Genomic DNA, 14,265 nt, shown 5'->3' with positions numbered 1-14,265 from the left:
AGGCTATAATGTGCCCTATTTTTAATAATCCTTACCCTGCAAAATAGAGGACTTACTATGTCAAACGCAAATGCCATCGCTAATGTATTTAAACTTATTGAAGAAAATGATATTAAATTCGTGCTTCTTCGATTTACTGATATTAAAGGCAAAGAACACGGTGTATCCATTCCGGTTAATCTTGTGGATGAAGATATGTTTGAAGACGGTAAAATGTTCGACGGTTCATCCGTAGAAGGTTGGAAAACCATCAATAAAGCCGATATGCTTTTAATGCCAATGGCTGAAACCGCCGTTGTTGATCCATTTGCGCAAATCCCGACTCTTTCTCTTCGTTGTAGTGTGTATGAACCGACCACGATGCAAAGTTATGATCGCGATCCTCGTTCTATTGCCATTCGTGCTGAAAATTATATGCGTTCTACCGGTATTGCCGATCAAGCATTTTTTGGTCCTGAACCTGAATTCTTCTTATTTGATGATGTGCGTTTTGATGTTTCTATGAACCGTGCTTCCTTTTCCGTTGATGATGTGGAAGCCGCATGGAATACCAACAAAAAATATGAGGGGGGGAATAATGCTTACCGCCCACTTAAAAAAGGCGGTTATTGTGCCGTTGCGCCCATTGATAGCGCACACGACATTCGCTCTGAAATGTGCTTACTTTTAGAAGAAATGGGGTTGGTTATTGAGGCTCATCACCATGAGGTGGCAACGGCGGGTCAAAACGAAATTGCTACAAAATTCAATAGCTTAACTTTAAAAGCGGATGAAACCCAAATCTATAAATATGTGGTGCAAAATGTCGCGCTTGAACACGGTAAAACCGCCTGTTTTATGCCGAAACCGATTACCGGTGACAATGGTTCAGGTATGCACTGTAATATGTCATTAAGCAAAGAGGGAAAAAATATTTTCCAAGGCGATAAATATGCCGGTCTTTCTGAAACTGCTCTTTATTATATTGGCGGTATCATTAAACACGCTAAAGCATTAAACGCCTTCACCAACCCAAGCACCAACTCTTATAAACGCTTAGTACCGGGTTATGAAGCGCCGGTGTTATTGGCTTATTCAGCAAGCAACCGCTCCGCTTCAATCCGAATTCCTGCGGTGACAAGCCCGAAAGCGATCCGTATTGAAGCCCGTTTCCCTGATCCAATGGCAAACCCATATCTTGCATTTGCTGCTTTATTAATGGCGGGATTAGATGGCATTGTGAATAAAATTCACCCGGGCGATGCGATGGATAAAAATCTTTATGATTTACCACCGGAAGAACTTAAAGATATTCCAGCAGTGGCAGGATCATTAGAAGAGGCCTTGAATGCTTTAGAGAAAGACTACGAATTCTTAACCCAAGGTAATGTCTTCAGCAAAGAATTTGTAGAAGCCTTCATCGGTATTAAACGCAAAGAAGTAGAACGCTTAAATATGACCCCACACCCAGTGGAGTTTGAGATGTACTATGCGTAATTTTATCTAGAGCAAGTGATACCAAACAGAGAAAGTGCGGTTGATTTTGACCGCACTTTTTTCTTTTGTATTTACATCTATTTACATTCTTTATCCTTGTGAAAGGGGAGAATATCGCCTAGAATATCCGTTTAATATTTATGGAATAAGCATTGAGGATTTTATAGTGAATAATACAAATGCAGCTAATAATGATGAGATTGATCTCATTGAATTAATTAAAGTTTTATGGAATAAAAAAATTTGGATTATCCTTTCTGCATTCGTATGTACCCTAATTGCAGGTGTGTATGCATTTACTGCGAAAGAGCAATGGACTTCTAAAGCGGAAGTGATTGCACCTAAAATAACCGATTTAGGGACTTATTTTAATATTCGAAAAGAATATTCACGTATTTTAGGTAGTGAGTTTGATGCTAATGCATTAACAGGTAGTTTATTTGGTAAATTCAACTTGTTATCTGAATCTCTAGATGAGCGTAGAAAGTTCTTTGGACAATCTAATTTATATAAATCTCTGACTGAAGGAAAAGATGAAGAATTTGCGAGAGCTATTTTGGCAGATTTAGTTACTAAGATTACTGTAGTGAAGCCAGATCCTAAAAAAGAGCCTGATTTATTAGGGCGTAGAATCAGTTTTTCTGCAGAAACAGCGACAAATGCACAAGATACATTACAACAATTTATTTCTTTTACTAACCAATCTGCATACCAATTGGAGTTAGAGAATTTTGTTATTAATTTAGGTGAGATTATTTCTGATTTAAACTATGAAAAAATAAAGTTTGAGCGCGATTTAACTATTCAGCGCAAAGTTCAATTAGAAAATTTAACTAATGCGCTAAATATTGCGAAAGAGGCAGGAATTAAAGAATATTCAAAATCTTTCGGTTCCGCTAATAATGAGGCAGCTTTGCAAGCTATTTCGATGTCGGAAACCAAAGTACCACTTTCAGATTCAAAATTAAGTGATGGTACCTATCTTTTCATGCTTGGTGAAAAATATTTACAAGCACAAATTGACGTTATTACACAAAAAGGTGTGGTTTATCCACCGAGATATTATCAAGTTTCTGAGTTATTAAAAGATTTGAAGCCATTACTAACTAAAGCCAAAGAGTCGAAGGCTAGCGCATTTAGTTATCAGGCAAGTCCTGATTATCCAGTGATAAAAGATAAACCTAAGAAAGCCTTAATTCTTGTAATTGGATTTATTTTGGGGTCAGTTTTATCCGTTTTATCTATTATAATATCCTACTTATTTAAACAAAACAGATAGGTATATTATGAAAAAGAATGTGTACATTATTGGATCTAAAGGAATCCCTGCTAATTATGGTGGCTTTGAAACCTTTGTTGAGAAATTAACAGAATATCAACAAAATAAGGATATTAAATACTATGTAGCATGTATGCGAGAAAATTCATTAAAGTCGGGTATAAAAAAAGATATTTTTGAACATAATGGAGCAACTTGCTTTAGTGTTGATGTGCCTAATATAGGTCCAGCAAAGGCTATTTGGTATGATGTTGCTGCTTTAAATAAAGCTATTAAGTTTGCTATAAAGAATAATGACGTATCGCCTGATTTTTATGTGCTTGCATGCCGTATTGGACCATTTATTCATTATTTCAAGAAAAAAATTAAATCTATTGGAGGACGTTTACTTGTTAATCCTGATGGGCATGAGTGGTTGAGAGAAAAATGGAGTTTACCTGTACGAAAATATTGGAAATTTTCTGAATCTCTCATGGTAAAGCATGCAGATCTATTAGTATGTGATAGTAAAAATATTGAGTCATATATTCAGAGTGAATATAAAAAATATAAACCTAAAACTACATATATTGCTTATGGAACAGATTTAAGTAAATCAATATTTTCACCAGATAGTGAAATAGTAAGAAAATGGTTTCAAGAGAAAAACATTTCTGAAAATAGTTATTATCTAGTTGTGGGACGTTTTGTTCCTGAGAATAATTATGCCTCAATGTTGAGAAACTTTATTAAGTCTAAAAGTAAAAAAGACTTTGTTTTAATTACTAATGTAGAGCAAAATAGTTTTTTCGAAAAACTAAAGTTAGAAACTAAGTTCGATCGAGATTCGCGAATCAAATTTGTTGGAACCGTTTATGATCAAAACTTATTAAAATATATTCGAGAAAATGCTTTTGCTTATTTTCATGGGCATGAAGTGGGAGGTACAAATCCTTCTTTACTAGAAGCCTTAGCATCAACAAAACTAAATTTGTTACTTGATGTTGGTTTTAACCGTGAAGTTGCGGAAGATTCTGTAATTTATTGGAAGAAAGATAATTTATCAGCGGTTATTGAAAACGTAGAGTCTTTGGATTCTGATGAAATTAATCAGTTACAGGTTAAAGCGTTTTCAAGAGTTAAAGAACAGTTTTCTTGGGAATTCATTGTAAGTGAATATGAAAATTGTTTTATGAATAGAAATTAGGAATTAGATTTTATATGCGAGTTTTAATACAGAGTCGTGAAAATTTCTTTAGTATGCCTGGTGGGGATACGATTCAAATAACCAAAACCAAAAAATATCTTGAAGATTTAGGTGTTCATGTTGATATTAGCTTAGAATTAGAACCAGATCTTAGTAGCTATGATATTGTACATTTAACAAATATCACTAGAATTCATGAAACATATATCCAATTAAATAATGCAATTAGACAAAATAAGAAGATAGTACTTTCAACAATTTTTTGGCCTATGGAGGATTTCGAAAAAAAAGGGCAAAAAGGTATTAGAAGGCTACTATCTAACCATTTATCTTTAAACAATATAGAGCGCTTGAAAGCATTAATTCGTTTTTTAAAAGAAAAAAAATGGAATAAAGCTATTAAGAGCCTTTTTTTTGTCGGATATGTAAATATGCAAAAAGAAGTTATATCAAAAGTAGATATATTTTTGCCAAATGCTTTATTAGAAATGCAAAAGCTAAATGAAACATTTAACACAAATTACAGTAATTTTATTGTAGTTCCTAATGCCATTGACGCTAACGTAGCCAAAAAATCTTTACTACAAGAAGACAATTATAAGTATGAACAATTTAGAGATGCTATTATTTGTGTTGGAAGAATTGAAACAAGAAAGAATCAATTAGCTTTGTTAAAAGCATTAGAAAATTCTAATTATAAAGTTGTACTTGTTGGACAAGTTTCAGATAATTTTAAAGAGTATTTTCGTGAGGTTAAGCAATATATAGATAATAACCCAAATTATACATATATTGAGAAAATAAGTAATGATGAATTATATCAATTGTTTAAGGTATGTCGAGTTAGTGCATTGCCAAGTTGGTTAGATACTCCTGGCTTAGTTAGTTTAGAAGCTGCAGTTATGGGATGCAATTTAGCTGTTAGTAAAATTGGTACTACGACAGAGTATTTTGATTCAGAAGCTTTTTATTGTTTGCCAGATGATTTGATGAGTATTAGACAAGCTGTTGATTTGGCTTATAACAAAGAAAAAAATTCAGTATTACAAGAACGAATTTTTAAAGAATATACTTGGGAAAAAGCTGCAGAGAAAACGTTAATGGCTTATAAATCAGTATCAGGAATATAAAAAATGATAAGAAAAGTAATGTTAGTTTTTGGCACGAGACCAGAAGCAATAAAAATGTGCCCTTTAGTGAAAGAGCTGCAAAACATAAATCGCATTGAAACTGTAGTTTGTGTAACAGGGCAGCATAGAGAAATGTTACAACAAGTATTGGATATATTTTCTGTAATTCCTGATTATGATTTATCAATAATGAGGGATAATCAAAGTCTCTTTACTATTACAACAGATATTCTAGAAAAATTAAAACGAGTATTAGAAAAAGAGCAACCTGATATTGTTCTTGTTCATGGTGATACTACAACAACTTTTGCAACTTCTTTAGCTGCATTTTATTTAGGAATTAAGGTAGGGCATGTAGAAGCGGGGCTACGAACTTATGATTTACATAGTCCTTTCCCTGAAGAGTTTAATCGCCAAGCTGTTTCTATTATTGCGGACTATAATTTCGCACCTACGAAAATATCGAAGCAGAATTTACTTAATGAAGGAAAGAAAGAACACACAATTTTTGTGACGGGAAATACAGCAATAGATGCATTACAAACCACAATCAAAGATGATTATTCACATCCATATTTAGATTGGGTAAATTCTTCAAAATTAATAATGATAACAGCGCATAGACGTGAGAATTTAGGGAAACCAATGGAAAATATGTTTAGAGCGATAAAAAGAGTTCTGGATGAAAACGAAGATGTAAAGGCGATCTATCCAATTCATAAAAATCCTAAAGTACGGGAAGTCGCGAATAAAATTTTGGGAGCGGACTCGCGTATCAAAATTATAGAACCGTTAGAAGTAATAGATTTTCATAATTTCCTAAATAAAAGTTATTTAATTTTAACTGATTCAGGCGGTATACAGGAAGAAGCTCCTTCTTTAGGAAAGCCCGTCTTAGTGATGCGTGATACTACAGAAAGACCAGAAGGAATAGAAGCAGGAACATTAAAATTGGTTGGAACAGAAGAAAATTCTATTTACCAGAATTTTACTTTATTATTAAAAAATTCTAATGAATATAATAAAATGTCCCAAGCAAGTAATCCATATGGTGATGGTACTGCAAGTAAGAAGATTGTTAGTATATTATTAGAGCAGTAATTTTAGGGTATATGTGTATGTTAGAAGCTCAAAATAAAATAGATTTTGTTGTTACTTGGGTTGATGGTAGTGATCCTGTTTGGTTAGAAGAAAAAGAAAAGCACATTAGAAATATAAATACAATTCTCAACGGAAATTCTAGATATAGAGATTGGGATATTTTTAAATTTTGGTTTCGTGCGGTGGAAAAGTATGCGCCTTGGGTTAATAAAATCTTTTTAATCACAGAAGGGCACTTACCTACATGGATAAACCTTAATCATCCTAAATTAGTACATATAAAACATAAGGATTATATTGATGAAAAGTATTTACCCACGTTTAATTCTAATGTAATTGAAATGAATATTCATAATATAGAGGGATTGAGTGAAAAGTTTGTTCTTTTTAACGATGATACGTTTATTAACTCGCCTGTTGAGCAGAAAGATTTTTTTGATGGTAATTACCCTAAAGATGTGGGGGTTTTTAGTCCTATAGTTCCTAATTTTGGAGGGATTGCATCAATTGTACTAAATAATCTTGAAATTATTAATAAATATTTTTCTTTTCGAGATGTTGTTAAAAATAACTTTTTTAAATTTTATAACCTGAAATACAATAAGCATTTACTCAAAAATATATGTGTATCTCCTTGGAAAACAATATTGGGTTTTTATGATGTACATATCCCAATATCTTATAGTAAGAGCTATTTTAGAAAAATTTCTGAGCTTGAATCATCTATTTTTAGTGAAACCTATTCTCATAAATTTAGGGAGAAAAAAGATATTAATCATTGGTTAATTCGATATTGGCAATTATGTGATGGATATTTTTCACCAAGAAACATTAAATTTGGTAGTTATTATAATATATTAGATCAGTTAGACTTATCTTTAAATGATATTACTAATTCAATATCTAAGATTGTCTGTTTAAATGATGGAGAATCTGTAGATAATTTTTTATATGCTAAAAGCATGTTAGGTATAACATTTGAAAAGAAATTCCCCCAAAAATCTAAATTTGAATTATAAATCATGAAAGTTGCTATTGTTAGTGTTTTTTATATTTTCTTTATTTCTATATTATTTTTCCTTAGAAAGAATAAGTCAGATATCTTCTATATAGGAATGCCGTTAGTCCTAATTACAGGATTTTTAATCCCTTTTAGTGATGAAGTTTATAATATAGTTTTAGATGATATAAAATTTTCTATAAATAGTATTACTTTATATCTTGCTTTTTTATTCTTTATCCTGATAGATTTTAGGAAATTTAAATATAATAATTTTATCTTCTTTTGTCTATTTATATTTCTAATTACACCATTAATAAATCTTATCAATGGTGAGATATATAATAATCCTAGATTTTTAAATGTGTATTTGATTGATGTTTCTATCTTTTTTTGTCTAGCTATTATAATTAACTTTCAAAATTTAAATTTAAATAAGTTAATGGGTTTGTTTTATTTTATTTCTATATTTAATGGTGTTATTTCTATTCTTCAAATGATTACTAAGAAAGCTCTAAATTTTAATAATTGGAATACATCTATTTTATACACTGAAGGTATTGTAGATTCTTATAGAGCAGTTGGGGTTGCGGGTTCTAACAATTCAGCAGGAAATTTAGGTGCAATTTTGTTTACTATATGTTTTTATGGATACATAAATTCAAAAAATAAATATGCTGCGTTGGGCTCTATTTTATCTTTAGTTGCGATCGCGTTATCTCAAACTAGAATTGCAATGTTAGCTATTATTATTTTAATGTTTTATTTTTTATTTTCTTGTTTTATAGAAAATAGGTTGAGAATGAAAAAAAGTACTTTGCTATTCTTTATATTATTTTTTATTATTGCTTTTATAGTATTTATTTTTTTCTTAGATAAAATTTATCAAATTCTTTTCTTAGATCGTGGGAATACAGAGTCATCGAGATTTATTCAGTTTGATATAGCAATCACATATGGTGTTTTAAAGAATATATGGTTAGGTGTTGGCGTTGGTCAATGGCAATCTTATATTTATAACTTAAATAATTACGTAGATCTTTATATTCACTCTCAATATTTAAGTGTTCTTACTGAGCAAGGGATATTTTCATTCTTAGCTTTTATATTTTTTAATTTATATCTTTTATTTAAAATAAGAAATAGTGATTTTGTTGATATAAAATTAAAAAAATTTGCCACAATGTTATTCCTTGTAAATTTTATTATATGTAATGCAAATCCAAATCAAATGTATTTAATTACTAATGTTATATACTATTTGTTAATGGCTTCATTATATATGTTAAATAAAGGTAATACTAAGTATGAAACTATTAAGTAACTATTTATACAATGTTTCATTTCAATTGCTTAATGTATTAATTCCATTTGTTACTCTACCTTATGTGTCTAGAGTATTAGGGGTAGATAATATGGGAATTAATGCGTACACTAATTCTATAATTATATATTTTGTGTTAATTGCAAATTTTGGAACAAGTTTATATGGTAGTCGAACTATAGCATACAATAGAGATAATATATATAAAAGGACTCAAGTTTTTTGTGAAATTTTAACTATAAAATTTATAATGGCACTGATTTCATTTTTATTGTTATTAGGTTTCACGAGTGTTTGTCACAGTTATTCATATATTATTTATTTGCAAGCTATTCATATCATTGCGGCAGCTTTTGATATATCTTGGTTGTATACTGGATTGGAAGATTTTAAGAAGATTGCAATTAGAAATTTTTTTGTCAAATTATTTTCTTGTTTTTTAATGTTTTTATTGGTAACTAATGAAGATGATCTAGAAAATTATATTGTAATCTTGTCTGCATCGTCTTTATTAGGAAACTTATTGTTTTGGTTATATATTAAAAATTACTTGGTTAAAATTAGATTATCTACTATACGTGTTTATTCTCATATAGTGCCAATTATAATACTATTTATGCCTCAGATATCTATATCCATATTTACTACTGTGAATAGAATTTTTTTAGGAAACTTTTCTTCTCTTAGCCAGGTTGGATACTTTGATGTGGCAGATAAGTTGATTCGGATAGTATTACCTATTATTGTTGCTATTGGTGGGGTTTTTTTTCCTAGAATAGCAAATAATTTTAATAATGGTTATTATGATAAAGTAAATAAATTAACTCAAATTGCTTTTAGATTAACTTTTTTATTATCTGTTCCTATAGCTTTTGGACTTGTATGCATTAGTGATATTTTTTCTAATTTACTTTTTGGTGAAAAGTTTCATGGGATTTCTACCGTAATTTCTATTTTATCTATAGCATTGATTTTTATGTCTGGTGCATCAATCATTGGTAATCAATATTTAGTAGCAATAAATCAACCTAAGTATTTAACAGTATCTTTGACAATTGCAACAGCTGTTTTAATTTTATTTTCTATTTTATTAACGCCTTTACATGGTGCAATAGGTGCTGCTTTAGCTGCTCTTATAGGAGAGGCTACAGCTTTTCTAGTACTACTTTTTTGTGTCAGTAAATATTTTAAATTGAAATTTTTATTTGTAGATTTTTTTAAAATTCTTTTATCTGGTCTAGTTATGGTTATGGTATGTTTAAGTGCTAGGGGGTTGTTCTCAGTCTCAGAATATGCCGATTTTATAAATTTATTTACTCAAATCATTCTTGGAGTATTGTCCTATACTTTTTGTTTATTTTTACTTAAAACAGATATAGCTAATTTAATTAAAAATGAGGTTTATAATAAGTTTAGAGCGCTTAATAAATAAAAATATTTTAAATTTAGATAATGTTTTCAAATTTTATATGCTTTATTTAAAAATGTTTTAGAAATATCTATTTTATTGCATGGATAGTGTTGCTTTAAATTAGACTTGTAGAGGGTTATATTTTGAATAAATCTATTTCTATTGTGGTGTTGATAATTGCTGATATTATCGCTATATTTATATCCATTTTATTAGCTGTTTCATTAAGAAAGATATTAAATTTATTTTGGGATGTTCCTATTATAGAATATTCTTATGTTACTTTTAGTGCGGTTTATGTAACGCTTATTTTAATACTAACTTATTTTGGTGTTTATACTAAACGTTTTGACTTTTGGCATGAAAGTAAGCTTATTGTTCGCTCTTGTTTTTTATCATTTTTGATGTTGTTTGCTGGATTGGCCCTAGGACAAAATGCAGACTTTTATTCTAGAAGTACATTGATATTGATTTTTATCAGCTGTTCTGTATGCCTCCCAATTTCAAAACTTTTTTTGAAGAGATATTTATTTAAATTAGGTTTTTGGAGAAAGCCTATAAAAGTGATTACTGATAATGAAGAGTTTAAGAATCAATTATTTGAAGATCATTATCTAGGTTATGTAAGAGCTTCTGGATTAGAAAGAGGTGTAATCTTTATTGATGGACAATCTCTTAATAAGGAGAAGTTAAATAAAATTATAGAAAATAATATAAATAATAGTAGAGAGATTATATTTACACCAGTTTTAAGTAGTTATGATTTCTCACATTCTTATATCTATAATATGTTTAATTCAAGAACCAGTATTTTTACTCTAGAAAATGAGCTACTTAGTAAAACTAATAAAATTATAAAAGGTATACTTGATTATTTTGTTATTTTCACCTCAAGTATTTTTTGGATTCCCCTTTTGGGAATAATTGCTGTTGCGATAAAACTGGAAGATAAAAAAGGTGATATATTTTTTAAACAAAAAAGATTGGGGCTAAATGGTAAAGTATTTTTGTGCTATAAATTCCGTTCAATGTATTCAGATCAATCTTTTATGGAGGAATGGCTAAAAGCCCATCCAGATGAAAAGGAATATTACGATAAATATCACAAATACATTAATGATCCTAGAGTTACTAAAATTGGAAATATTTTGCGGAAAACTTCTCTAGATGAGTTGCCACAGCTCATTAATGTACTTAAAGGTGAGATGAGTTTAGTTGGTCCTCGCCCTTATATGGTAACGGAAAAAGAAGATATTGGGCAGAAGGCATATCTTGTTCTTTCAGTAAAACCAGGTATTAGTGGTCTGTGGCAAGTAAGCGGCCGAAGTGATGTTGATTTTGATAGTCGTGTTGAAATAGATATTTGGTATATGAAAAATTGGTCATTATGGAATGACATGGTTATTTTATTGAAAACTATTGGTACAGTTTTAGGGCGTGGTGGGGCACGCTAGTTTTAAGGGAGAGTTATTTTATGAAAATCCTCATTACTGGCGGGGCTGGCTTTATTGGTTCTGCAGTCGTTCGCCATATAATTAATGACACTCAAGATTCAGTTATTAACGTAGATAAATTAACTTACGCAGGCAATTTAGAATCACTTGAGTCTATTAAAGATAGCTCACGTTATTCTTTTGAACAGGTTGATATTTGTGATAAGTCTAAATTAGACTGTGTATTTAATCAATATCAGCCTGATGTGGTTATGCACTTGGCTGCAGAAAGTCATGTTGATCGTTCTATTGATGGACCGACTGCCTTTATCGAAACCAATATCGTCGGGACTTACACTTTATTAGAAGCAGCCCGTGCTTATTGGAACGGTTTAAGTGATGAGAAAAAATTGTCATTTCGTTTTCACCATATTTCAACGGACGAAGTTTATGGCGATCTAGCAGGCACGGATGATCTTTTTACCGAGACCACGCCTTATTCGCCATCTAGTCCTTATTCAGCCTCTAAAGCCTCAAGCGATCATCTCGTTCGTGCATGGTTGCGTACTTATGGTTTGCCGACCATTGTCACTAACTGTTCTAACAACTATGGTCCGTTCCATTTCCCTGAAAAATTGATTCCGTTGATGATTTTAAATGCCCTAGAAGGGAAAAAATTGCCTGTGTATGGTAACGGTATGCAAATTCGTGATTGGTTATTTGTCGAAGATCACGCTCGTGCGCTATATAAAGTTGTTACGGAAGGTGTCGTTGGAGAAACCTACAATATCGGCGGGCACAATGAAAAAGCCAATATTGAAGTGGTTCGTACAATTTGTGGTTTATTGGAAGAACTTGTTCCGAATAAACCGGCAGGCTTGGCGAAATATGAAGATTTAATCACTTACGTAACCGACCGCCCGGGGCATGATGTGCGTTATGCCATTGATGCAACCAAAATTGGTATTGAATTAGGCTGGAAACCGCAAGAAACCTTTGAAACCGGTATTCGTAAAACGGTGGAATGGTACTTGAATAACAAAAAGTGGTGGAGCCGTGTATTAGATGGTTCTTATAACCGTGAGCGTTTGGGGACTCAATAGTTTCTAATCGGTTTGATTTTGCAATTGATAAAATACAGTAAAATTTGACTGAGCTTTAAAAGGTATTTTTATGAAAGGTATTATTCTTGCAGGCGGGTCAGGTACCCGTCTCTATCCCATAACTCGCGGTGTTTCAAAACAGCTTTTGCCTGTATATGACAAACCGATGATTTATTATCCACTCTCTGTATTGATGTTGGCTGGTATTCGTGACATTTTGGTTATTACTACTCCTGAGGATAATGAGAGTTTTAAGCGTTTGTTAGGGAATGGCGATGATTTTGGGGTGAATTTGCAATACGCTATTCAACCTAGTCCTGATGGGTTAGCTCAAGCTTTTTTGATTGGTGAAGACTTTATCAATGGCGATAGCTGCTGCTTAGTTTTGGGTGATAACATTTTTTATGGGCAGCACTTTACGCAAATGCTTCAAGAAGCCGTTTCTCAGCCACATGGGGCGACAGTTTTTGGTTATTTAGTGAAAGATCCGGAACGTTTCGGTGTTGTGGAGTTCGATGAAAATTTCAAAGCCATTTCCATTGAAGAAAAGCCTGCTCAACCGAAATCTAATTATGCGGTAACGGGTTTGTATTTTTATGATAATCGTGTCGTTGAGTTTGCTAAACAAGTAAAACCTTCTGCTCGTGGAGAGCTTGAAATTACCACATTAAATGAAATGTATTTGAAAGATGGTTCGTTGAATGTTCAGTTGCTTGGTCGTGGTTTTGCGTGGTTAGATACTGGTACACATGAGAGCCTGCACGAGGCCGCCTCCTTCGTACGTACTATTGAAAATGTTCAAGGCTTACAGGTTGCCTGTTTAGAAGAAATTGCGTGGCGTAATGGCTGGTTGACTTCTGAACAAGTGAAAACATTGGCTAAACCAATGACAAAAAACGAATATGGTCAATATTTGCTACGTCTAATCAAAGAGGATAAGTAAATGGCAAAGTTTTTGATTACAGGGGCAAGCGGACAAGTCGGCTATTGTTTAACCAAACAATTACAAGGTAAACACGAAATTTTAGCCGTTGATCGTGATGAGCTTGATATTACCGATCAAAGTGAGGTACAAAATACGGTCGAAAATTTCTGCCCAGATGTTATTATCAATGCGGCAGCTCATACTGCTGTCGATCGTGCTGAAACAGAAATTGAACTTTCCGAAGCCATTAATGTGAAAGGTTCGCAATACTTAGCGGAAGCCGCAAAAGATGTAGGTGCGGCCATTTTACACATTTCAACCGACTATGTTTTTGACGGTCAGCGTAAAGGCAAATATAAAGAAACTGATGCCACCGATCCGCAAGGGGTCTATGGAAAAACTAAATTAGTAGGAGAGCAAGCGGTTGCAAAAGCCAATGATAAATTTATTGTTTTGCGTACCGCTTGGGTATTTGGTGAACACGGTAATAATTTTGTGAAGACAATGCTACGTTTAGCAAAAACACGAGATACTTTAGGTGTAGTTGCTGATCAAATTGGTGGTCCTACCTATGCAGGCGATATTGCAGCTGCCTTAATCCAAATTGCCGAAAAAATTATCGCAGGCGAAGAGGTGCAATATGGTATTTATCACTTCACAGGCGAGCCCTATGTAAGTTGGTGTGATTTTGCAAAAGCAATTTTTGATGAAGCGATTTCTCAGAATGTGTTAGAAAAAGCTCCGCTTGTAAATGCTATTAGCACGGCAGATTATCCAACACCAGCCAAACGCCCTACAAATTCTTGTTTAGATTTAACGAAAATCCGGCAGGTTTTTGGTATTGAGCCGAGTGATTGGAAAAAGGCGTTGAAAAATATTAAAGCTTATGCGGAGTAA

Annotated in this window: 12 protein-coding genes; all 12 read left to right on the top strand. The window is 32.1% G+C overall.

Annotated elements, in window-relative coordinates; translation table 11 throughout:
• The first annotated feature begins 57 nt into the window (after window positions 1-57).
• The 12 genes from glnA (at window position 58) to rfbD (ending at window position 14,265) form a co-directional block, all read left to right on the top strand.
• Complete coding sequence (gene glnA, locus BKG94_RS01710; RefSeq protein ID WP_077433610.1) at window positions 58-1,476, top strand: glutamate--ammonia ligase; 1,419 nt, start codon at window positions 58-60, stop codon at window positions 1,474-1,476.
• A gap of 166 nt (window positions 1,477-1,642) precedes the next feature.
• Window positions 1,643-2,755 (top strand): LPS O-antigen chain length determinant protein WzzB, encoded by a 1,113-nt coding sequence (locus BKG94_RS01705; protein WP_077433608.1) that lies wholly within the window; start codon window positions 1,643-1,645, stop codon window positions 2,753-2,755.
• 7 nt (window positions 2,756-2,762) lie between these two features.
• Window positions 2,763-3,941 (top strand): beta 1-4 rhamnosyltransferase Cps2T, encoded by a 1,179-nt coding sequence (gene cps2T / locus BKG94_RS01700; protein WP_077433606.1) that lies wholly within the window; start codon window positions 2,763-2,765, stop codon window positions 3,939-3,941.
• Between the two features lie 14 nt (window positions 3,942-3,955).
• Window positions 3,956-5,071 carry a glycosyltransferase family 4 protein gene (locus BKG94_RS01695; protein ID WP_077433604.1) on the top strand — a complete coding sequence of 372 codons (1,116 nt, stop codon included), beginning with the start codon at window positions 3,956-3,958 and terminating at the stop codon, window positions 5,069-5,071.
• A gap of 18 nt (window positions 5,072-5,089) precedes the next feature.
• Window positions 5,090-6,172 carry a non-hydrolyzing UDP-N-acetylglucosamine 2-epimerase gene (gene wecB, locus BKG94_RS01690; protein ID WP_425272254.1) on the top strand — a complete coding sequence of 361 codons (1,083 nt, stop codon included), beginning with the start codon at window positions 5,090-5,092 and terminating at the stop codon, window positions 6,170-6,172.
• A 17-nt stretch (window positions 6,173-6,189) separates the two neighbouring features.
• Entirely contained in the window at window positions 6,190-7,191 is a 1,002-nt protein-coding gene (locus BKG94_RS01685; protein WP_077433602.1) for a Stealth CR1 domain-containing protein, read from the top strand.
• Between the two features lie 3 nt (window positions 7,192-7,194).
• The gene (locus BKG94_RS01680; RefSeq protein WP_077433600.1) at window positions 7,195-8,496 is read left to right on the top strand and encodes an O-antigen ligase family protein; all 1,302 of its coding nucleotides are present in this window, start codon (window positions 7,195-7,197) and stop codon (window positions 8,494-8,496) included.
• Window positions 8,480-9,928 carry an oligosaccharide flippase family protein gene (locus BKG94_RS01675; RefSeq protein ID WP_077433598.1) on the top strand — a complete coding sequence of 483 codons (1,449 nt, stop codon included), beginning with the start codon at window positions 8,480-8,482 and terminating at the stop codon, window positions 9,926-9,928. Before BKG94_RS01680 ends, BKG94_RS01675 begins: the two co-directional genes overlap by 17 nt.
• Before the next feature lie 122 nt (window positions 9,929-10,050).
• Window positions 10,051-11,361 (top strand): sugar transferase, encoded by a 1,311-nt coding sequence (locus tag BKG94_RS01670; RefSeq protein ID WP_077433596.1) that lies wholly within the window; start codon window positions 10,051-10,053, stop codon window positions 11,359-11,361.
• A 20-nt stretch (window positions 11,362-11,381) separates the two neighbouring features.
• The gene (gene rfbB, locus BKG94_RS01665) at window positions 11,382-12,443 is read left to right on the top strand and encodes a dTDP-glucose 4,6-dehydratase (RefSeq protein WP_077433594.1); all 1,062 of its coding nucleotides are present in this window, start codon (window positions 11,382-11,384) and stop codon (window positions 12,441-12,443) included.
• Window positions 12,444-12,513: 70 nt separating this feature from the next.
• Complete coding sequence (gene rfbA, locus BKG94_RS01660; RefSeq protein ID WP_077433592.1) at window positions 12,514-13,386, top strand: glucose-1-phosphate thymidylyltransferase RfbA; 873 nt, start codon at window positions 12,514-12,516, stop codon at window positions 13,384-13,386.
• On the top strand, window positions 13,387-14,265 hold the full coding sequence (gene rfbD, locus BKG94_RS01655) for a dTDP-4-dehydrorhamnose reductase (RefSeq protein ID WP_077433590.1): 879 nt from the start codon (window positions 13,387-13,389) through the stop codon (window positions 14,263-14,265).

The organism is Rodentibacter ratti, assembly GCF_002000485.1.
Classification (GTDB): domain Bacteria; phylum Pseudomonadota; class Gammaproteobacteria; order Enterobacterales; family Pasteurellaceae; genus Rodentibacter; species Rodentibacter ratti.
Note: the sequence above shows the minus strand (reverse complement) of the source record. Positions and strands in the feature narration are given on the sequence as shown.